Source organism: Kitasatospora sp. NPDC001175, from assembly GCF_053598215.1.
In genome coordinates this window covers 89,086-109,594 of sequence record NZ_JBSFJU010000005.1, presented here as the reverse complement: position 1 = coordinate 109,594, position 20,509 = coordinate 89,086, and the positions used below count along the sequence as shown (strand labels likewise).

At 71.6% G+C, this 20,509-nt stretch carries 15 protein-coding genes; 7 read left to right on the top strand and 8 right to left on the bottom strand.

The window, feature by feature from the left end:
- Nucleotides 1–66: 66 nt before the first annotated feature.
- The gene (locus ACWDAK_RS05835) at nucleotides 67–1,965 is read left to right on the top strand and encodes an ABC transporter ATP-binding protein (RefSeq protein WP_427392979.1); all 1,899 of its coding nucleotides are present in this window, start codon (nucleotides 67–69) and stop codon (nucleotides 1,963–1,965) included.
- Here the strand turns inward: ACWDAK_RS05835 and ACWDAK_RS05830 are convergent.
- Nucleotides 1,941–2,951, bottom strand: coding sequence for a DMT family transporter (locus tag ACWDAK_RS05830; protein ID WP_344638484.1), 1,011 nt, complete (start codon nucleotides 2,949–2,951; stop codon nucleotides 1,941–1,943). The two genes, ACWDAK_RS05835 and ACWDAK_RS05830, sit on opposite strands and share 25 nt — an antisense overlap.
- 72 nt (nucleotides 2,952–3,023) lie before the next feature.
- Between ACWDAK_RS05830 and ACWDAK_RS05825 the strand changes: the two genes are divergently transcribed.
- The 3 genes from ACWDAK_RS05825 (at nucleotide 3,024) to ACWDAK_RS05815 (ending at nucleotide 4,839) form a co-directional block, all read left to right on the top strand.
- A complete protein-coding gene (locus tag ACWDAK_RS05825) occupies nucleotides 3,024–3,545 on the top strand; it encodes a MarR family winged helix-turn-helix transcriptional regulator (protein ID WP_344638483.1) in 522 nt (173 codons plus the stop codon).
- 178 nt (nucleotides 3,546–3,723) lie between these two features.
- Nucleotides 3,724–4,623: an RNA polymerase sigma factor SigJ gene (gene sigJ / locus ACWDAK_RS05820; protein ID WP_344638482.1), complete on the top strand. Its 900-nt coding sequence runs from the start codon at nucleotides 3,724–3,726 to the stop codon at nucleotides 4,621–4,623.
- A gap of 54 nt (nucleotides 4,624–4,677) precedes the next feature.
- A complete protein-coding gene (locus ACWDAK_RS05815) occupies nucleotides 4,678–4,839 on the top strand; it encodes a hypothetical protein (RefSeq protein WP_344638481.1) in 162 nt (53 codons plus the stop codon).
- A gap of 108 nt (nucleotides 4,840–4,947) precedes the next feature.
- Here the strand turns inward: ACWDAK_RS05815 and lepA are convergent, their stop codons facing one another.
- Nucleotides 4,948–6,816 carry a translation elongation factor 4 gene (gene lepA / locus ACWDAK_RS05810; protein WP_344638480.1) on the bottom strand — a complete coding sequence of 623 codons (1,869 nt, stop codon included), beginning with the start codon at nucleotides 6,814–6,816 and terminating at the stop codon, nucleotides 4,948–4,950.
- Nucleotides 6,817–7,505: 689 nt separating this feature from the next.
- Here lepA and rpsT point away from each other — a divergent pair.
- Both rpsT and ACWDAK_RS05800 read left to right on the top strand, forming a co-directional pair.
- Nucleotides 7,506–7,769 (top strand): 30S ribosomal protein S20, encoded by a 264-nt coding sequence (gene rpsT / locus ACWDAK_RS05805; RefSeq protein WP_344638479.1) that lies wholly within the window; start codon nucleotides 7,506–7,508, stop codon nucleotides 7,767–7,769.
- A gap of 324 nt (nucleotides 7,770–8,093) precedes the next feature.
- Complete coding sequence (locus ACWDAK_RS05800; RefSeq protein ID WP_344638478.1) at nucleotides 8,094–8,861, top strand: hypothetical protein; 768 nt, start codon at nucleotides 8,094–8,096, stop codon at nucleotides 8,859–8,861.
- A 109-nt stretch (nucleotides 8,862–8,970) separates the two neighbouring features.
- On the opposite strand, the gene holA is transcribed toward ACWDAK_RS05800, so the two are convergent.
- Nucleotides 8,971–9,966, bottom strand: coding sequence for a DNA polymerase III subunit delta (holA, locus tag ACWDAK_RS05795; RefSeq protein WP_344638477.1), 996 nt, complete (start codon nucleotides 9,964–9,966; stop codon nucleotides 8,971–8,973).
- Between the two features lie 84 nt (nucleotides 9,967–10,050).
- Between holA and ACWDAK_RS05790 the strand changes: the two genes are divergently transcribed.
- On the top strand, nucleotides 10,051–10,314 hold the full coding sequence (locus ACWDAK_RS05790; protein WP_344638476.1) for a hypothetical protein: 264 nt from the start codon (nucleotides 10,051–10,053) through the stop codon (nucleotides 10,312–10,314).
- Nucleotides 10,315–10,579: 265 nt separating this feature from the next.
- Here ACWDAK_RS05790 and ACWDAK_RS05785 read toward each other — a convergent pair whose 3' ends face one another.
- The 5 genes from ACWDAK_RS05785 to leuS form a co-directional block, all read right to left on the bottom strand.
- On the bottom strand, nucleotides 10,580–13,495 hold the full coding sequence (locus ACWDAK_RS05785) for a ComEC/Rec2 family competence protein (RefSeq protein WP_427392892.1): 2,916 nt from the start codon (nucleotides 13,493–13,495) through the stop codon (nucleotides 10,580–10,582).
- 131 nt (nucleotides 13,496–13,626) lie between these two features.
- Nucleotides 13,627–14,964: a helix-hairpin-helix domain-containing protein gene (locus tag ACWDAK_RS05780; protein WP_427392891.1), complete on the bottom strand. Its 1,338-nt coding sequence runs from the start codon at nucleotides 14,962–14,964 to the stop codon at nucleotides 13,627–13,629.
- A gap of 251 nt (nucleotides 14,965–15,215) precedes the next feature.
- Nucleotides 15,216–16,061 carry a DegV family protein gene (locus ACWDAK_RS05775; RefSeq protein ID WP_344638473.1) on the bottom strand — a complete coding sequence of 282 codons (846 nt, stop codon included), beginning with the start codon at nucleotides 16,059–16,061 and terminating at the stop codon, nucleotides 15,216–15,218.
- A gap of 260 nt (nucleotides 16,062–16,321) precedes the next feature.
- Nucleotides 16,322–17,116, bottom strand: coding sequence for a hypothetical protein (locus ACWDAK_RS05770; RefSeq protein WP_427392890.1), 795 nt, complete (start codon nucleotides 17,114–17,116; stop codon nucleotides 16,322–16,324).
- A gap of 313 nt (nucleotides 17,117–17,429) precedes the next feature.
- The gene (gene leuS, locus ACWDAK_RS05765) at nucleotides 17,430–20,312 is read right to left on the bottom strand and encodes a leucine--tRNA ligase (protein WP_427392889.1); all 2,883 of its coding nucleotides are present in this window, start codon (nucleotides 20,310–20,312) and stop codon (nucleotides 17,430–17,432) included.
- Nucleotides 20,313–20,509 lie beyond the last annotated feature (197 nt).

The following is a 20,509-nucleotide window of genomic DNA, read 5'->3' as shown; positions in this document are numbered from 1 at the left end:
GACGGCCGCAACTCCAGCTCCCAGGATGCGGCCGCCCGGCGTGGACCGGCCGGACCCGGCCGGTTCATGGGCGGCCAGGGCCAGGAGAAGTCGTTGGACTTCAAGGGCTCCAGCAAGCGGGTGCTCAACCTGCTGCGCCCCGAGCGGACCACCGTGGGCGCCGTCCTCACCCTCGGCGTGCTCAGCGTCGGCTGCGCCGTGGTCGGGCCGAAGGTGCTCGGCCACGCCACCGACCTGATCTTCGCCGGGGTGGTCGGCCGCGGACTCCGAGCCGACCTGACCCGCGACCAGGTGATCGAGGGCCTGCGCCACCAGGGCAAGGGCGGCATCGCCGACATGCTCGCCGGGGTGGACTTCACCCCCGGTCAGGGCATGGACTTCAACGCCATCGGCACCGTGCTGCTCTGGGTGCTGGCGATCTACCTGGCCTCCGCGTGCTTCGGCGTCGTCCAGGGCAGACTCGCCGCCCGCGCCATCAACAACACGGTCTTCCGGCTGCGCGAGTCCGTCGAGGCGAAGATCGCCCGGCTGCCGCTGAGCTACTTCGACAAGCAACCGCGCGGCGAGGTGCTCAGCCGGGTCACCAACGACATCGACAACATCGGCCAGTCCATGCAGCAGACCATGGGCCAGGTGGTGAACTCGCTGCTCAGCATCGTCGGCGTACTGGCGATGATGTTCTGGATCTCGCCGCTGCTCGCCCTGGTCGCACTGGTCTCGGTGCCGCTCTCGGTCATAGTCGCCGCGAAGGTCGGCAAGAAGGCGCAGCCGCAGTTCATCGCCCAGTGGAGGACCACCGGCACGCTGAACGCGCACATCGAGGAGATGTACACCGGCCACACGCTGGTCAAGGTCTTCGGCCGCCAGAAGGAGGCCGCCGAGATCTTCCAGCAGGAGAACGAAGCGCTCTACGCCTCCAGCTTCAAGGCCCAGTTCATCTCCGGCATCATCCAGCCCTCGATGATGCTGATCGGCAACCTCAACTACGTGGCGGTCGCGGTGGTCGGCGGTCTGCGGGTGGCCAGCGGCGCGCTGACCATCGGCGACGTGCAGGCCTTCATCCAGTACTCCCGGCAGTTCAGCCAGCCGCTCACCCAGGTCGCCTCGATGGCCAACCTGGTGCAGTCCGGGGTCGCCTCGGCGGAGCGGGTCTTCGAGTTGCTGGACGCCCCCGAGCAGACCCCCGAGCCCGCCATGCCGGAGCGTCCCGCCGAGTTGCGCGGCCGGGTCTCCTTCGAGGACGTCTCGTTCCGGTACGACCCGGAGAAGCCGCTGATCGAGGGCCTCTCGCTCAAGGTCGAACCCGGCCACACGGTGGCCATCGTCGGACCGACCGGCGCCGGCAAGACCACCATGGTCAACCTGCTGATGCGGTTCTACGAGGTCAGCGGCGGCCGGATCACCCTGGACGGGGTGGACATCGCCGCGATGTCCCGCGAGGAACTGCGCTCGGGCATCGGCATGGTGCTCCAGGACACCTGGCTGTTCGGCGGCACCATCGCGGAGAACATCGCGTACGGCTCCACCGGCGCCACCCGCGAGCAGGTGATCGAGGCCGCCAAGGCGGCCCACGTGGACCGCTTCGTGCGCACCCTGCCCGATGGCTACGACACCGTCATCGACGACGAGGGCACCGGTGTCAGCGCCGGTGAGAAGCAGCTGATCACCATCGCCCGGGCCTTCCTCGCCCAGCCCAGCATCCTGGTGCTGGACGAGGCCACCAGCTCGGTGGACACCCGGACCGAGGTGCTGATCCAGCGGGCCATGGCCCGGCTGCGCAGCGGGCGGACCAGCTTCGTGATCGCCCACCGCCTCTCCACCATCCGGGACGCCGACGTGATCCTGGTCATGGAGAACGGTTCGATCGTGGAGCAGGGCTCCCACAACGAGCTGATCGCCGCCGAGGGAGCCTACGCACGGCTCTACCAGGCCCAGTTCGCTCAGGCGGTCGCCGAGGTGGACTGACGGCCCCGCGTGGCGTCCGGTGAGGTGAGGGGGAGCTGCGGCTCCCCCTCACTGCGCTCCCGAGCGCCCCTCGGGCCCAGCTCCGCGCCCTGCTCCGTGCTCCGGCCCAGGCCCTGCTCCGTGCGCCGTTTCGGGCCTCGGCGCTGACCGAGCAGGGTGCTGCCGAACGCGATGGCCATCCCGAGCAGTTGGATCGCCGTCAGCGCCTGACCGAGGGCGATCCAGCCGATCGCCGCGGCGGAGAGCGGGCTCAGCAGCCCGAGGAACGCCACCGAGGTGGCGGGCAGCCGGCCGATGCCGCGGAACCAGAGCCAGTAGGCGAGGGCGGTGTTGAGCACGGCGAGGTAGCCGTAGCCGAGCAGGTTGGTACCGGTCAGCGCCGGCGGCGCGCCTTCGGCCAGCAGGGCGACCGGGAGCAGCATCAGCCCGCCGGCGGTCAGCTGCCAGCCGGTCAGCACCAACGGGCCCACCCCTTCGGGACGTCCCCAGCGCTTGGTCAGCACCGTCCCGGCCGCCATGCAGGCGGCACCGCCGAGACCGGCCAGGATGCCGATGGTGTCCAGCCTGGCGTTCGAACGCAGCACCACCAGCGCGACGCCGAACACCCCGGCCACCCCGGCCAGCACCGCCCGACGCCCTGGCCGATCACCCAGCAGCAGCACCGCGAGCCCGGCCGCCACCAGCGGCTGCACCGAACCGAGCACCGCTGCGACCCCGCCCGGCAGGCGGTAGGCCGCGATGAAGAGCAGCGCGAAGAACACCCCGATGTTGAGCGCCCCCAGCACCGCCGCCCGCCACCACCAGTCGCCGCGCGGCAGTCTCCGCCCCGCGGCCAGCAGCACCAGTCCGGCCGGCAGCGCCCGCAGGGTGGCCGCCAGGAACGGCCGGTCGGCGGGGAGGTACTGGGAGGTGACGAAGTAGGTGGAGCCCCAGGAGAGCGGGGCGAGGGCCGTGAGTGCGATCGCCCGGGTCGTATCAGGAAGCATGGAAGTAACTTAGCACTAAGCTAATTAACGTCAAGCTTCTTTTCCTCAAGCGACCGTGCCAGACTTGATCCCATGAACCGCCCAGAGACCACCGGGAGTCGCACGGCCCCGGACGCCGTGGACGCCATCACCGCCCAGTGGGCCCAGGTCCGGCCGGACCTGGAGACCACTGCGATGGCCGCGTTCGGCCGGATCTACCGGATCTCCCGCGCGATGAGCGACCGGATGGAGGCCGCCTACGCGCCCTTCGGCATCGGCCTCGGCGAGTTCGACGTGGTCGCCACACTGCGCCGCTCCGGCGCGCCGTACACGCTCCCGCCGCGCGAGCTCAGCGCCACCCTGATGCTCACCAGCGGCGGCATGACCGGCCGGCTCGACAAGCTGGAGCGGGCCGGTCTGATCACCCGCTCGCCCGACCCGAACGACCGGCGCGCCCTGCGGGTCACCCTCACCGACACCGGTATCGACGTGGTCGACCGTGCCGTCGCCGCCGGCCTCGCCGTCCAGCAGGAGGCTCTCCGCAGCCTCTCCCCCGCCCAGACTGCCGCCCTCAACGACCTGCTCCGCAACCTCATGACCACCGCCGGCCCCTGAAGCACCCGGGTGCCAGGCCCGGTGGCTCGCTCCGGACCCGTGCACGCAACCCCGCACCCGCGTCTGCGGGTTGCCGGGCGGGCTCGCCAAGCCCCCGGCGCCGCACGGCTGTTCCGGGGAGCCCCGTACCCGACGACCCAACCGGTGGAAGGCGCCCGCGGCACGCTACGGTGTCCGGGTGAGTGACGAAGGCTCAGCGGCCGTTCCGGACGCGTTCGAGGCCAACCGCCGCTATCTGGGCTCGGTCGCCTACCGGTTGCTCGGCTCGATCACGGACGCCGAGGACATCCTCCAGGAGGCCTGGTTGCGCTGGCAGGCGGTGGACCGGCCCCGGGTCGCCGACCCGCGCGCGTACCTGACCACCGTCGTCACCCGACTCTGCTACGACCAGTTGGGCTCGGCCCGGGCACGCCGCGAGGCGTACTACGGTGAGTGGCTGCCCGAGCCCGTGATCACCGACGACCGCACCCCCGACCGGCTCGCCGAGCTCGGCGAGGAGGTCTCCTTCGCCCTGCTCGCCGTGATGGAGCAGCTCACTCCCGCCGAACGCGCCGCCTTCGTCCTGCACGACGTGTTCGCGATCGGCTTCGACGAGATCGCGGCCTCCCTGGACCGCACACCCGACGCCACCCGCCAGTTGGCCTCCCGGGCCCGCCGCCGGATCAAGGCCGGCCAGGGCCGCGCGGGCCGCGGCCGGGTCGACGCCGCCGAACACCGGCAGGCGGTACACGCCTTCGCCGCCGCGACCGCCGGCGGCGACATCCAGGCGCTGCTCGCGGTCCTCGACCCCGACGTGGTCTGGCACTCCGACGGCGGCGGCGTCGTCCGGGCGGGCGTCCAGCCGATCGTCGGCGCCGACCGGGTCTCCCGACTGGTCGCCGGGGTGGTCGCCAAGTGGTTCACCCCCGAGGTGTCCTTCACCTTCGCCCAGGTCAACGGCGAGCTGGGCCTGGTCTTGTACTCCTCTCCCGGCACGGTCGGCGGTGTGGTCACCTTCACCGTGGCCGGCGGCCGGATCACCGAGGCGTACGTCGTGGTCAACCCGGAGAAGCTGACCCGGCTGCAGCCCGCCGACTGAGGCCCGCCAGCCACGGCCCGCCGACACCGGGACCGGAAGGCTTCGGGGGGCTGCGTGACCGCGCTGCCGATGGGCAAGTACCTGGGTCGGCTGCTGAGCGGGCGAACGGCCGAGCCGTTCCGGTTCGGCTTCGTCCTGCAGTGCCTGAGCCTGGGCCGCCGGAACGGCCTGGTCCAGTTCGTCCGGCCGACGACTCGATCCGCCGGACCGTCCTGACCGGCGCACTCGGTCAGCTGACCAAGGCGTACATCGTCGGGTACGTGGTGCCGGACCTGCGTAGAACGCCGAAGGGGCCCGGTTCCCCGGGCCCCTTCAACGTCGGTGCTACTTCTTCTCCTTCGGGGCGTCCGCGTCCGTCGACAGCGCGGCGATGAAGGCCTCCTGCGGGACCTCCACCCGGCCCACCATCTTCATCCGCTTCTTGCCTTCCTTCTGCTTCTCCAGCAGCTTCCGCTTACGGGAGATGTCACCGCCGTAGCACTTGGCGAGGACGTCCTTGCGGATCGCGCGGACCGTCTCACGGGCGATGACCCGCGAGCCGATGGCGGCCTGGATCGGCACCTCGAACTGCTGGCGGGGGATCAGCTTCTGCAGCTTCCCGGCCATCATCACGCCGTAGCTGTACGCCTTGTCCTTGTGCACGATCGCGGAGAAGGCGTCCACCGCGTCACCGTGCAGCAGGATGTCGACCTTGACCAGGTTGGCGCTCTGCTCGCCGACGGGCTCGTAGTCGAGCGAGGCGTAACCACGGGTCTTGGACTTCAGCTGGTCGAAGAAGTCGAACACGATCTCGGCGAGCGGCAGGGTGTAGCGCAACTCGACCCGGTCCTCGGAGAGGTAGTCCATGCCCTGGAGGGAACCGCGGCGGGACTGGCAGAGCTCCATGATCGCGCCGACGAACTCGTTCGGCGCCAGGATGGTGCCGCGCACGACCGGCTCGAAGACCTCGGCGATCTTGCCGGTGGGGAACTCGCTCGGATTGGTGACGGTGTGCTCGCTGCCGTCCTCCATGACCACCCGGTAGATCACGTTGGGCGCGGTGGAGATCAGGTCGAGGTTGAACTCGCGCTCCAGGCGCTCCCGGATGATCTCCAGGTGCAGCAGGCCGAGGAAGCCGCAGCGGTAGCCGAAGCCGAGCGCGACCGAGGTCTCCGGCTCGTAGACCAGCGCGGCGTCGTTCAGGCGCAGCTTGTCCAGTGCGTCGCGCAGCAGCGGGTAGTCGGAGCCGTCCAGCGGGTAGAGACCGGAGAACACCATCGGACGCGGGTCCTTGTAGCCGCCCAGCGGCTCCGTGGCGCCCTTGTGCATCGAGGTGATCGTGTCACCGACCTTGGACTGCCGGACGTCCTTCACACCGGTGATGATGTAGCCCACCTCGCCGACTCCGAGGCCGTCGGCGACCTTCGGCTCGGGCGAGATGACGCCGATCTCCAGCAGCTCGTGGGTGGCGCCGGTCGACATCATCGCGATCCGCTCGCGCTTGGTCAGCTGGCCGTCCACCACACGGACGTAGGTGACCACGCCGCGGTAGGAGTCGTAGACCGAGTCGAAGATCATCGCGCGGGCCGGGGCGTCCGCGACGCCGACCGGGGCCGGGATGTTGTCGACGATGTGGTCGAGCAGGTCCTCGACGCCCAGACCGGTCTTCGCGGAGACCTTGAGCACGTCCGACGGGTCGCAGCCGATGATGTGCGCGATCTCCGCCGCGTACTTCTCGGGCTGGGCGGCCGGCAGGTCGATCTTGTTCAGCACCGGGATGATCGTGAGGTCGTTCTCCAGCGCCAGGTACAGGTTGGCGAGGGTCTGCGCCTCGATGCCCTGGGCCGCGTCGACCACCAGGATGGTGCCCTCGCAAGCCGCCAGGGAGCGGGACACCTCGTACGTGAAGTCCACGTGGCCCGGGGTGTCGATCATGTTCAGGATGTGCGTGGTGCCCGCGTTCTCGCCGGTCCGCGGTGCCCACGGCAGGCGCACCGCCTGCGACTTGATGGTGATGCCGCGCTCGCGCTCGATGTCCATCCGGTCGAGGTACTGGGCACGCATCTGGCGCGGGTCCACCACACCGGTGATCTGCAGCATCCGGTCGGCGAGCGTGGACTTGCCGTGGTCGATGTGGGCGATGATGCAGAAGTTGCGGATCACCGCCGGGTCGGTGCGGCTGGGCTCTGGCACATTGCTGGGGGTCGCGGGCACCTTGGTCCGATTCTCCGTTGGTCCGGGGGCCGGGGCGTCCGGGTCATCGCTGACCGGCTTCCCGGGGACCGGACGGTCTCGTCCGATCGAAATGGTTCCATCCATCTTCCCACGACGGCGGACCTGTGCGCGGTTCAGCTCTTGCCCAATCGCCTTCCCCTCCCACCGGCCCCGGGAAAAGCCCGGCGGCCAGGCCCGTGGAACGCACCCCACTCGATGTCCCGCCCGACTACGGACAGGCGCTCGTCGTGGCGTTTACCCAGGCCAGACCACTGATTGCAACCCAGCGGGGCCACTTCTCGCCTCAGCTGCGACGGTGCCCGGGCAAGACGCCGCCTGGACGGGGGGCTCGCGCCGTCTCCTCCGGGTCGCCCGGCGGACGCCGGCCGACCGCACGGACGGCTCCGGAACCCACCGGAGTACCCGGGGTGGCGGGCACCGCCGCCCCGAAGCCACCCCGAATCGTCCCCCGGGGCCGCCGAGGTCCAGCAGTACGACGAGCGGTACGGGAAGCCGCTGCTCACCGTTCCCGTCCGCGGATCGTCACACGGACGAAGTGGCCGGTTTGGGCCGTTGCAGGGGCCCCTGGTAGCGTGGGGCGCTGCACCTGGCCTCGGCATGCCCTCTCAGCGGGTCGAGGAGCACCGGGTGTGCACCCGTAGACCGACATCACAGACTGAGGCTCCTTCGTGGCGAACATCAAGTCCCAGATCAAGCGCAACAAGACCAACGAGAAGGCGCGCCTGCGCAACAAGGCCGTCAAGTCCTCGCTGAAGACCGCCCTGCGCAAGGCCCGCGAGGCCGCCGCCGCCGGCGAGACCGAGAAGGCCGTCGAGCTGGCTCGCGCCGCCTCCAAGGCTCTCGACAAGGCCGCCAGCAAGGGCATCATCCACAAGAACCAGGCCGCCAACAAGAAGTCGGCGATCACCAAGCGCGTCAACACCGCCGCCTGATTCACCCCCGGGCCTCGCCCGGACCGGTCGGCATGGACTCCGCGGCCCTCTACCCGCCTCCCGTCCGACCATCCTCCTCGACTCGCGACCGGCCCTCTACCCGGTGCACCGAGGCGCATGACTCCGTACCGCACGCGGCCTGCGTTCGCCACGCGGGTGCGGTACACAACAGAACCGAAAGGCGTCACGCCCAGCCCCTTCCCGGGGCGGCCGCGGCGCCTTTCGGCGTCCCGAGGCCCAGTTTGGTGACTCTGCGCAATCAGTCGACTACCGATATCGTTCGGTGGACTGACCACGCAGCACACCCTCTGGGGGGCGCATCAGATGTCATCGCCGACCGACGCCGGGCCCGGGTACGGCTACGGCTACCCCGGACCGGCGGCCGCCTACGGACCGCCCTCGCCACCGCACTTCCCGCCGTCGGCCGCGGCCCTGCCGGCGCCCGTCGGGCGGAGCTCACGCCGGGGGCTGTGGTGGGGCGTGGCGGGCGCACTGGCCGCCTCGGCGGTGTGGGCGGCGGCGGTGATCACCGTTCCGACCCTGGTCACCATCGGCGGTCCGCTGAGCCCGGGTGGCTACCGGGTGGTGAACGACCTCTGCGGCGCCGCACGGCTGAGTCGCTTCACCCAGCTCTACCCCGCCCAGTCCGGCGTCCCGTACCACTACTCGACCCGGCACTCGACGCTCGACGACATGTACTGCAGCCAGTACCGGAAGAGAGCCGACGGCGACAGCGAGTACTCCTCGCTCTACCTGGAAGCGCAGCTGCACAAGGCGGTCGACCCACGCCCGGAGTTCGCGGCCCAGCGAGCCAGCCTGAGGCAGCGCCGGTACCGGATCACCCCGGTCCACGGCCTCGGCCAGGAGGCGTACGTCGGCTACCTGGACGATCCCAGCAGCGCGGACCACTCCTGGCACTACCTCACCCAGGTGCTGTACGTGCGGGACGGCGCCCTGACGTACTACCTGAGCTGGTCGGGGTCGTACCAGGTGGGCAAGAGCAGCCCGCCGGACCCGGAGACCCTCCGGCAGGCGCTGGTGATGGACAGCCGGGACGTGCTCACGGCCATCGGCGGAGCCTTCGGAGTCTGACGGCATCGCCGGGCTGCCGGCTCAGGAACCGGCTGCCTGCTGCCGGCCGGGCGGGGAACCGGCTGCCTGCTGCCGGCCGGGCGGGGAACCGGTCAGTACGGGCAGCCGGTCAGTACGGGCGCGCGCCCGAGCGGGCGGCGCGGGCCACGGCGACCACGGCTCGCTCCAGCGCGTACGCGGGGTCGTCCGAGCCGCCCTTGACCGCGGCGTCCGCCTTGGCGATCGCCGTCAGAGCGGCGGCCACCGAGTCCCCCGTCCAGCCACGCATCTGCTGGCGGACCCGCTCGACCTTCCACGGCGGCATGCCCAACTCGCGGGCCAGATCCGCCGGGCGCATGTTCCGGCCGGTCGTCGCCAGCCGGCCGATGCTGCGGACACCCGAGGCGAGGGCGTAGGTGATCCCGGTGGGGGGCTGGCCGACCGCCAGTGCCCAGCGCAGCCGCTCCAGTGCCTCCGCCGCCCGTCCGGTGACCGCGAGATCGGCCACCTCGAAGCCCGTCGCCTCGGCCCGGCCGCTGTAGTAACGGGCCACCACCGTCTCGTCGATGGTGCCCTCGACGTCAGCGGTGAGCTGGCTGCACGCGGCGGCCAGTTCGCGCAGATCGCTACCGAGCGAGTCCAGCAGGGCCTGGCATGCCTCCGGCGTCGCGGAACGGCCCAGCGTGCGGAACTCGTTACGGATGAAGGCCAGCTTGTCACCGGACTTGGTCAGCTTGGCGCACTGCACCTCGCGCCCGCCCGCCTTGCGGCCTGCGTCCAGCAGGCCCTTGCCCTTCGCGCCACCGGCGTGCACCAGCACCATGATCACCTCGTCGGCGGGCGCTTCGAGGTAGGCCTTGACCTCCTTCACCGACTCGGCGGAGAGATCCTGCGCGGCGCGGATCACGATGACCTTCCGCTCGGCGAAGAGCGACGGCGTGGTCAACTCGGCCAGCCCGCCGGGCTGGAGGGTGCCGGGAGCCAGATCGCGCACATCGGTGTCCGGATCGGCCGCCTTCGCAGCGGCCACCACCTGGGCCACCGCACGGTCGAGCAGCAGCTCCTCCTGTCCGACCGCGAGGGTCAGCGGGGCGAGCAGGTCGTCGGGTGCACTCTTCCTGGCCATCGCCTACCAGCATCGCACGCTGCGCCGACAACAACGGCCGGACCCGCTCTCCCCAGTGGACGGCAGGATCTGCACAATGGTGCGGTGACAACGAACTTCACTCGTCAACTCCTCGTTCTTCCCGACCGTGACGCCGCCGACGAGGTGGCCGAGGAGCTCTCCGCGCGCTGGCCCGACCTGGGCGAACTCGAAGTCGTCCGCGACTCGCTGGCCGGCGAGGACGATGCCGAGGACGCCCAGTGGCTGGTCGTCGTGGACCCGCCGGAGGAGACCGGCTGGACCCCTGAGCTGCTGGCCGCGCTGGACACCCTCGCCGCCGACCAGGACGGCTGGCGCGAGGAAGGCTGACACCTGGGGACCGCGAAGCGGACCTGCTGGAGGCCGGACTCGCCAACGCGCCGCGAAGCTGGCCGCGTTGTGGGTCCGAGTGCACCGTGACCGAATCCGACGGGCGCTGTGCCGAGGTGGAGAGCCTCCGGCACGGCGCCACCACCTGGCACGGAGAGCCCGGTTCGACGAGAGCCCGGTGAAGGCGGGGGTCCGGTACGGCGATTGCCCGGTATGAGCGAGGGCCTTCGTCTATAGCGATGGCCCGGTGCGGCAGGAATCGGGCTCAGCGACAGCCGGTCCGGCAGGAGCCCTTCCCCGCGACGCCGACGAGCGGCGGAGCTCGGGCGGGCGACTCCGGATGGCGGGGATGGGTAGCGACGCTGAGCGCGGACGGGGTACCCAGGATCGCGATATCGCCGACCTGGTCGGTGCGCATCACCGTTGCTCCGAGGGCGCGCAGCCTGGAGACGGTCTGGGCCGCCGGGTGCCCGTAAGGGTTGTCGCTCCCGCAGGAGATGAGAGCCAGGTGGGGATGCAGGGCCGCGGTGAAGTCCCAGTCCTGGTTGCCCGAACCGTGGTGCGCCACCTTGAGGACGTCGACCCGGGGCGGCGTCAGCCGGGCGTGCAGAGCGGCCTGCGCCGGCGGTTCCAGATCGCCCAGCAGGGCAATCCGCAGCGGACCCGAGGACGGCCCGACCGCTGCCAGCAGTGCGACGCTGGCATTGTTCGCGCCCGGAGTGGCCGGCCCGAGCGTACTGTCGGGCCACAGCACGTCCCAGGAGAGTTCGGGCCCGGCGAAACGGTGTTCACCGCGCTTGGCGCGCACGACCGGAACGCCGGCCGCGGCCGCCCAGGCGACCACCCGGGCGTACTCCCCCGCCGGCGTGTCCAGCGTGGTGACCTGGAGCGCCCCGACCCGGCGACCGTGCAGGACCCCCGGCAGTCCCTCCGCGTGGTCGGCGTGGAAGTGACTCAGAATCAGCAGCGGCACCTTGGTGATGCCGAGGTCGCGCAGACAGGTATCGGCAGCGTGCGGATCGGGTCCGGTGTCCACCACGATCGCACTGTCGGGAGACTCGCCACCGGCCGAGCGGATGGGCAGCACGGTCATGTCGCCTTGGCCGATGTCGCACATGACGAGCTGCCAGCCCTTTGGCGGCCAGCCGGTGGCGATCCTGGTGAGCGTGGGCGGCCGCAGCAGGACGACCAGCATGATCAGGCCCAGGACCAGCGTCAGGACAGCTCTGACCCGGCGGGTGGCGAACGGATTCCGACGGGTGTCCACCGACGGAGAAACGGCGCCGCCCCGACCGACTGCGGAGGCGGCGGACGAGGCCGTCGGTCGTGCGGGGATCAGGAACGGACGGGCTGCCCAGACCAGGGCGACCGTTGTCAGAGCGAGCAGGATGGCACCGAACGGGCCGCCGGGCCAGGCTAGTTGGGCGCCCGGGAGCGCAGCGCCGGTCCGCGCGACGCCGGCCAGCCAGGCGACGGGCAAGGCCGCCAGATCGGCCAGGAATCGCGCGGCGGGGTGGGAGACCGGGTCGGCCACCAGCGCGGCGAACCCGAGCAGGGTTGTCGGTGCGACGGCGGGCTCGGCCAGCAGATTGCAGGGGACCGCGGCCAGGCTGACCCGGGGTGCCAGCAGGATCGTGACCGGCGCACAGAGCGCCTGTGCGGCGGCCGTGGCCGCGACGGCGCTGGCCAGGTGATGCGGCCAGCGCCGTTCGACCAGTGCTGCCATCCAGCGCGGGCCAAGGGTGAGCAGACCGGTGGTGGCCAGCACCGACAGGACGAACCCGTACGAGCGGGCGAGGTGGGGATCGAGGAGGATCAGCCCGAGTACGGCGGCGGTCAGTGCCGGAAGCGCCTGGCGTGGCCGCCCGGTGCCCAGGGCCAGCATCCCGACCAGACCGGTGGCGGCAGCCCGGAGCACGCTCGGATCCGGTCGGCAGACTGTGACGAACGCCAGCGTGAGCCCTGCACCGAGTACGGCGGTCACGCGCAGCGGCAGGCCCAGGCGCCCGGCCAGCCCACCGCGACCGGATGTGCCCGCGTGGCCGGGGGCTCCGACCAGGACGGTCAGCACGATCATCAGGTTCGCGCCGCTGACGGCGGTGAGGTGGCTGAGGTCCGTGGCGTGGAACGCCTCGTTCAGGTCGTCGGGAAGACCGGAGGTGTCGCCGACCACCAGTCCGGGCAGCAGCCCCCGGACATCGGCGGGCAGGTGCTCGCAGGCGGCACGGAGGCCGGCCCGCAACCGGCCGGCCAGTCGCTGGGGCAGGCTCGGCGGGATGAGCAGTTCGGGCTGGCCGCGTGCCAGCAGGACGGCTGCGGTCTGCGCGCCCTCACGGGCGGGAAGCACCCGTACGTCCGTCCGCAGCCGGGTGGAGGGGAGCAGGTCGTGCCAGGCGTCGGCGTCCTGGGCGTGGACCATGACGGTCACCGGAGTTCGGGTCCGGACTGTGCGGGGAGTGCCAGCCGCCGTCCCGGCCGAGTTCCCGGCCGAGTTCCCGGCCGAGTTCCCGGCCAAGTTCTCAGCCGACGTCCCGGGCGGTGTCGCGATCGGCGTCCCAGGCGCTGCCGTGGTCGGCCCTCGGCTCGGACGGGCAGCCGAGGACTTGGGCGAAGGACCGGCTCCGGAAGCGTCCGCGTTCGCGGACTGCGGAAGGGTGACGCTGTCGACGATGGCGGCCACGGTGAGCAGGGACCGCCCCGGACTGGTGCCGCGTGCGTGCGAGGTGTGGACCTCAGGGTCTCCGGCGATGGTGAGACTGACGGTCAGTTCCGGTGACGGCGCCGCCTTCGGGGTGCCGGCGCCACCGGACGGATCGGCCGGGTCGGGGTTGCCGACGGAGGCGGAGACCTGCGAGCGGGCGAGGGCGGGCAGCGGACCCCGATGGAGATCGGCGGTGTGCAGCAGGGTGGTGACCGTCGCAGCGGTCGCGGTGAGGATGGTGGCGGCCAGGAGGAGGGACATACGCCGGTGCCGCTCTACGGGCCGCACGAGGAGCAGCAGCGCAACGGCCACCGCGAGCACGGCCAAGGGCGGGCACCACGATCGGTGTTCCGGCGCCAGACCGAGAACGGTGAAGGCGGCCACCCAGGCGGAGAGCGCCGGGAGGATGAGACGGAGGTCGGCGGGTTCGCGGTTTGCGGGCGAGCGGTACAGGGCCGCGGCCTCGGACAGGGCGATCACGGTGCACCTCCGTCGGACGGTCGGCGGTCGGTGTGCGGGCGGGGTGGGAGCCGCTCTGCGGGCATCGGCTGCAGGCGAAACGGGCGGGCGGTGGCGGCAGGCGGTGGCGGCAGGTGTCGACTGACAGAGCGTCAGAGAGTGAGCAGGGCACGCAGGTCGCTGAACTTACGGGCTCCGATACCGCTGACCTGCCGGAGCTGCTCCAGGGACCGGAATCCGCCGTGCTCCTGACGGAAGGTGACGATTCGCTGGGCCAGTGTGGGACCGACTCCGGGGAGTGTGTCGAGTTGCTCGACGGTTGCCTGGTTCAGGCTGAGTGGTCTGCGCGGCCCGGCGGCGGCGACCGGGGGCGGTTGGTCGGCCGGCGCACCGACCACGATCTGCTCGCCGTCGGTGAGCAGCCGGGCGAGGTTGACGCCGGAGGTGTCCGTGTCCGGCAGCGGTCCGCCGGCGGCATTCACCGCATCGGCGACCCGGGACCCGCTGGGCAGTGTGCGCAGTCCGGGGTGCTGGACCTTCCCCGTCACCTCCACGACCACCACGGCGCCCGACGGCCTCGGGGGCGACGAGGCCGACGGATCACCGCCGCTCCCTGGCGCGGCGACTGCAGGACTCGGGGTGACCACGGTGGTCGGGATCGCCACCGCCTCCGGTCGCCCGAGCCAGAAGTGCTGTACGGCGTAGCCCACGGCGAGCAGGAGCAGCACGGTCAGCCCGAGAACCGCCCGCCGATCGAGCGCCAGGCCGGAATGCAGGCTCGGTAGCCGTACCCGTCGTCGCCGCGCCCCTGCTGGACGGTCGACGGCATCGGTCGGGGCCGGGAGCCGGGCGGCAGGGGTCGGTACTCGGTCGGCGATGTCGAGGCCACGGACATCGGGCTCGGGGACAGCGGGCTCGGGGACAGCGGAGCGGCGAGCAACAGGGTCGAGGGCAGCGGGGTCGGGGGCGCCGACGGCGGCATCTGCCCTCCGACCGGTCTCATCCGCACCGGACGGCGACCGGACACGCTCACCGAGTGGCGCCTCGGGCAGCCCGGCCGCGCGGCGCTCGTAGTACCGCAGCAGCGATGCGGCGTCCTGTGCGGGCAGGACGGCCCCGGGGAACGGCACCTGCCCGACGGCCGAAGCGGCCTCAGGTTGTGGAGTGTCGGGCGGCTGATCTGGCTCGGAGAGCTCGCCCGCCTCCGAGGAGCCCGGAACGTCCGCGGTGTCCGTGACCTCCGACAAATCCGGCGTGTCCACGGTGTCCGGCACGGCCGGGGAATCCGACGCATGCGAGACGTCCGGAGCCCCCGACGGGGAATCGGGTCGAGATGGCGCAGCCGTCCACCGGGTACCCCGGGAGCCGGCCGGCCCGTCCGGGACCGGCCGCTGCGACGGCTGGTCGGTCGGGAACAGGTTGGCCACCCGGTCCCGGACGGCTTCGGTCGTGTCGCGGCGGCGGGCGGCGCCCGGTGTCAACGTCCTCATGGCGAGGACGGTACGAGCGGTTCGACGCTTCGCCCCGCCCCGGCCCGATTCCTGTGGACAACTCGCGGTTGTGGATATCTCCTATCACCCGGATGGGTGGTCTTCAGCCGAAATACCGGAACCTGGGACGCCAGAGCACCCACGCACACCCACACACCCGCGATGCATTACCCAGCACGCGGTGGTCCCTGCTTCCCGGTCTGGTCCCCCAGTACCGCGCACCTCGGAACACCGGCTCCCCAGTCGGCCCCTCAGCGCGGCGCGACGACCACCGCGAGCAGCCCCGGCCCGACATGCGCGCCGATCACCGCGCCGACCTCGCCCACGTACAGGTCTCTCAGCCCGGGGATCCGCTCCCGCAAGCGCTCGGCCAGCGGCTCCGCACGTTCCTCGGCCGCCAGGTGGTGCACGGCGATGTCCACGTCGGCCGCCCCCGCCCGGTCGACCGCGAGCTCCTCCAGCCTGGCGATCGCCCGGGAGGCGGTCCGGACCTTCTCCAGCGGCTCGATCCGGCCGTCGGACAGGTGCAGCAGGGGCTTCACCGCGAGCGCCGAGCCGAGCAGCGCCTGTGCGGCGCCGATCCGGCCGCCGCGCCGAAGGTGCTCGAGGGTGTCCACGTAGAAGAAACTGCTGGTCATCGCCGCGCGGGCGGTGGCGGCGGCCACCGCCTCGTCAAGACCGAGCCCCGCCTCCACCGCCCGCGCGGCGGTCAGCACGGTGTGGCCGAGCGCCATGCCGACCAGGCGGCTGTCGACGACCCGGACCGGAATCCCGGCCTCGCCGGCGGCGAGCCTCGCGGCCTCGTACGTACCGGAGAGCTCGCCCGAGATGTGCACCGAGACGACTCCGGAGGCGCCTTCGGCGGCCGCGGCACGGTAGGCGGCGGCGAAGGTCTCCGGGCTGGGCCGGGAGGTGGTCACCCTGCGCTTGGCGCGCAGTGCCTCGGCAACCTCCTTCGGGGAGATCTCCACGCCCTCGGCGAGCACCTCGTCGCCCACCGCGACGCTCAACGGGACCACCGCGATCCGGTGCCGGTCGATGGCTTCCTGCGGCAGATAGGCCGTCGAGTCGGTGACGAGTGCGAGGCGGTCGGGCATGAGCCGGAGGTTACTCCCCGTCCGGCACAGAAGACAGTTGTGGCGGACAGCACTCCCGACTGCGGACGACCGGCCAGGTCTGCGGCCGGTCCGTGTCCCGCTGCCACGCGCTCGCGCCGGACGTGCGCGGCAGGGTGCGTGTCGCCGCCCACCGAGCCCTGGACGCCTCGGTCTCCGGCGCGGACGGGCACATCAGCGCATCGACCGCGCAGCCGCACGCCGCTTCGCCGTGCCCGACGCCTCGGGCCGGTCCCGCCGGGTCAGCCTGCCGAAGAGCTGCCGGTCGAGGGCTTGCGCAGCCGCTCGGCAAGCCGGGCCAGCGGTTCGGCGGCGAGTCCGAGCACGTCCTCGGCACCCGGCTGACGCCCCGCGCCGAGCCCCTTCCGCTCCGCGCCGGACGACGCCTGCCCCGAAGACCGCCCCGCCCCTTGCCCCTGAGTGGAAGCCGTGAAAGCCCCGGCCCCGTTCCCGGCGGCATCCGCCGCAGCCGCGGAGGCGGCCGTCGGCTCCCAGTGCCGCAGCGACCCCGCCTCGGCCTCGCATGCCTCGGTCAGCCGGGCCAGCTCGTCGTCCGCGAACCGGCGCATCCGGTCCTGCGCGGCCCAGCGCATCGACTCCGCGGAGTGCGTGATCCGCTCGGCCCGCTCGGTCAGTTCCGCCAGCTTGGCGGTGACCCGGCTCTGGTCGGGCTCGCGCTCCAGGATCCTCAACTCGCCGTCCAGCTCGGCCGCGTGCGAGTCGAGCCGGGCCAGCAGCTGGAGCGCCTCGGTGAGCTGGCCGTCCTCCGACAGGCCGGCTTCCAGCACCTGGCGGGTGCTCTCCAGCGAGGTGCGCAGCGAGAGGCGGACCGCCGAAATCCGGCCCACGGGGCCGGGCTTGGTGAAGGTCTTCGCCTTCAGCGCGGCGTTCTCGACCGCGCGGCGGGCGTTCGCCTCGTGCTCACCGACCTTTGCCGCGACCCGCTTGGTCGCCTTCACCGCCCCGACCGCCAGCATGGCCAGCGCGGCCACCGTGAAGAGCAGGACCAAGCCGAGCACTACACCGATCGCGTCCATCACCAGCCACCTTCCACACCCGTCAAGGTCTTCCACGGTAGCCGTCCCCACCGCTGCGGGGATTCGCAAAACCGGACATCCCGCCCGAGATCAGGGGACCCTCAGGGACATCCCCCACGGCATCGGCCACCGCCCCCGGAGGGAACGGCGCAAGGATCGGCGGAGCCGTCGCCGAAAGCAGCGAGGGTGGCCCTCCCCGGAGCCCGAACGGGGCTCCGGGGAGGGCCACCCAGCGACTGCGGGCAGGACCACCCGGCGACTGTGCGGGACGGGCCGCCCGCCGCTACGGGCAGGCCGCCCGGCAGGGCTCCCGTCAGCCCGTGACGATGTTCACCAGCTTCGGCGCCCGCGCGATCACCTTGCGCACGGGAGCGTCGCCGATCGCCGCGACGACGGCCGGCTCGGCCAGCGCCAGCGCCTCCAGCTCGGCGTCGGAGATCGACGGCGCGACCTCCAGCCGGGCCTTGACCTTGCCCTTGATCTGGACCACGCAGGTGACCGTCTCGTCCACCACGTAGGCCGGGTCGGCGACCGGGTAGTCGACGTACGCCAGCGAGCCGTTGTGGCCCAGCCTGCGCCACAGCTCCTCGGCGATGTGCGGGGCCAGCGGGGCGATCAGCAGCACCAGCTGCTCGGCCACCGCACGGGGCGTGGAGCCGCGCTTCACCAGGAAGTTGTTCAGCTCGATCGCCTTGGCGACGGCGGTGTTGAAGCGCAGACCCGCCATGTCGCCGCGGATCCCGTCGATCGCCTTGTGCAGCGCGCGCAGGGTGGCCTCGTCGGGCGCCTCCTCGGTGACCACCAGCTCACCGGTGGTCTCGGAGACGATGTTGCGCCAAAGCCGCTGCAGGAAGCGGTACGAGCCGACCACCGCGCGGGTGTCCCACGGGCGGGAGACGTCCAGCGGGCCCATCGACATCTCGTACAGGCGCAGCGTGTCGGCGCCGTACTCGTCGGCGATCTCGTCCGGGGCGACCGCGTTCTTCAGCGACTTGCCCATCTTGCCGGCCTCGCGCCTGACCGGCTGGCCCTGCCAGAAGTACTTGCCGTCGCGTTCCTCGATCTCGGCGGCGGGCACCGGGAAGCCGCGCTCGTCGCGGTAGACGTCGGCGGTGATCATGCCCTGGTTGAACAGCTTGTGGAACGGCTCGACCGAGGAGACGTGGCCCAGGTCGTGCAGCACCTTGTGCCAGAAGCGGGCGTACAGCAGGTGCAGCACCGCGTGCTCGGCGCCGCCGACGTACAGGTCGGCACCGCCGGCCGGCTTGTCGGCGGTCGCGCCCAGCCAGTACTGCTCGTTGGCCGGGTCGACGGCCTTCTCGCCGTTGACCGGGTCGACGTAGCGCAGTTCGTACCAGCAGGAGCCGGCCCAGTTGGGCATGGTGTTGGTCTCGCGGCGGTAGCTCCTCGGGCCGTCGCCCAGGTCCAGCTCGACGTTGACCCAGGCCTCGTTGCGGGACAGCGGGGTCTTCGGCGAGGAGGTGGCGTCGTCGGGGTCGTAGGTGTGCGGCGAGTAGTCCTCGACCTCGGGCACCTCGACCGGCAGCATCGACTCGGGCAGCGCGTGCATCACGCCGTCCTCGTCGTAGACGATCGGGAACGGCTCGCCCCAGTACCGCTGGCGGCTGAACAGCCAGTCGCGCAGGCGGTAGTTGACGGTGCCCTCGCCGATGCCCCGCTCGGTCAGCCAGGCGGTCACCGCGGCCTTGGCCTCGACCACGCTCAGGCCGTCCAGTGCCAGGCCGTCGTGCGCCGAGTTGACGATGACGGAGTCGTAGGTGTCGAAGGCGTCGTCCCAGGTGTGCGGGTCCTTGTCCCGGCCGTCGGTCGGCTGGACGACGCAGGCCATCGGCAGCGAGAAGGCGCGGGCGAAGGCGAAGTCGCGGTGGTCGTGGGCGGGGACGGCCATGATGGCACCGGTGCCGTAGCCCATCAGCACGTAGTCGGCGATGAAGACGGGGACGGGCTTCCCGGTGACCGGGTTGGTCGCGTACGCGCCGGTGAAGACACCGGTCTTGACCTTGGCGTCCATCTGGCGCTCGACGTCCGACTTGGCGGCTGCGGCGGCCCGGTAGGCGGCGACGGCCTCAGCCGGGGTGTGGGCGCCGTCCTTCCAGTCATTGTGGGTGTCCGACGGCCAGGCGGCCGGGACGATCGAGTCGACCAGCTCGTGCTCGGGGGCCAGCACCATGTACGTGGCACCGAACAGGGTGTCGGGGCGGGTGGTGAAGACGGTGATCGACCGGTCCTCGCCGACCGCGAAGTCGACCCGGGCACCCTCGCTGCGCCCGATCCAGTTGCGCTGCTGCAGCTTGATGGCCTCGGGCCAGTCCAGCAGGTCCAGGTCCTTGATCAGGCGGTCGGAGTACGCGGTGATCCGCATCATCCATTGGCGCAGGTTGGACTTGAAGACCGGGAAGTTGCCGCGCTCGGAGCGGCCGTCCGCGGTGACCTCCTCGTTGGCCAGCACGGTGCCCAGGCCCGGGCACCAGTTGACCGGCACCTCCTTGGCGTACGCCAGGCGGTACTCGCCCAGCACCTCGTCGCGCTCGGCGGCGGTCAGCTCGGACCATGCGCGGCTGCCCGGCACCTCGCGCGAGCCGTCCTCGAACTGGGCGATCAGCTCGGTGATCGGGCGGGCCTTGGCGGCGTCCGCGTCGTACCAGGAGTTGAAGATCTGCAGGAAGATCCACTGGGTCCAGCGGTAGTACTCGGGGTCGATCGTGGAGATCGAGCGGCGCGAGTCGTGGCCCAGGCCCAGGCGGCGCAGCTGCTGACGCATGTTGGCGATGTTCGCCTCGGTGGAGACCCGGGGGTGGGTGCCGGTCTGCACCGCGTACTGTTCGGCGGGCAGGCCGAAGGCGTCGTAGCCCAGGGTGTGCAGCACGTTGTGGCCGGTCATCCGCTGGTAGCGGGCGTACACGTCGGTGGCGATGTAGCCCAGCGGGTGGCCGACGTGCAGGCCGGCGCCCGAGGGGTACGGGAACATGTCCATGATGAAGCTGTGCGGCTTCGCGGTGACGTCACCGGCGGTCGGGTCGACCAGCGCGCCCACCGGGTTGGGCGCGTTGAACGTCCCCTCCTTCTCCCAGACGTCCTGCCAGCGGGACTCGATCTCCGCGGCCAGGGCCGCGCTGTACCGGAAGGGCTCGCCGGCGGCCTCGACGGCGGCGGAAGCAGGTGTCGTCTCGCTCATGGTCCTTCAAGCTCCATCGATGTCAGTTAGCGAATCGTCAGCGGGGCAGCGCCCTGGGAAGGAAGCAGCGCGTAAAACAAAAAAGCCCCTCGCAGGAGGGGACGCCACGCCGACTCCGGCACCGCCCGAAGGCTCAGCCGGTCCTGGTCAGCGCGGCCGGCTAAGGAGCAGGCGCACGGTTCGCATGGGCTCAGGGT

Excerpts from the sequence above, each read along its gene's own strand:
- ACWDAK_RS05835 (WP_427392979.1), top strand. The coding sequence starts at position 67 with ATGGGCGGCCAGGGCCAGGAGAAGTCGTTGGACTTCAAGGGCTCCAGC.
- ACWDAK_RS05830 (WP_344638484.1), bottom strand. The coding sequence starts at position 2,951 with ATGCTTCCTGATACGACCCGGGCGATCGCACTCACGGCCCTCGCCCCG.
- ACWDAK_RS05825 (WP_344638483.1), top strand. The coding sequence starts at position 3,024 with ATGAACCGCCCAGAGACCACCGGGAGTCGCACGGCCCCGGACGCCGTG.
- ACWDAK_RS05800 (WP_344638478.1), top strand. The coding sequence starts at position 8,094 with ATGTCATCGCCGACCGACGCCGGGCCCGGGTACGGCTACGGCTACCCC.
- holA (WP_344638477.1), bottom strand. The coding sequence starts at position 9,966 with ATGGCCAGGAAGAGTGCACCCGACGACCTGCTCGCCCCGCTGACCCTC.
- ACWDAK_RS05780 (WP_427392891.1), bottom strand. The coding sequence starts at position 14,964 with ATGAGGACGTTGACACCGGGCGCCGCCCGCCGCCGCGACACGACCGAA.
- ACWDAK_RS05775 (WP_344638473.1), bottom strand. The coding sequence starts at position 16,061 with ATGCCCGACCGCCTCGCACTCGTCACCGACTCGACGGCCTATCTGCCG.
- ACWDAK_RS05770 (WP_427392890.1), bottom strand. The coding sequence starts at position 17,116 with ATGGACGCGATCGGTGTAGTGCTCGGCTTGGTCCTGCTCTTCACGGTG.
- leuS (WP_427392889.1), bottom strand. The coding sequence starts at position 20,312 with ATGAGCGAGACGACACCTGCTTCCGCCGCCGTCGAGGCCGCCGGCGAG.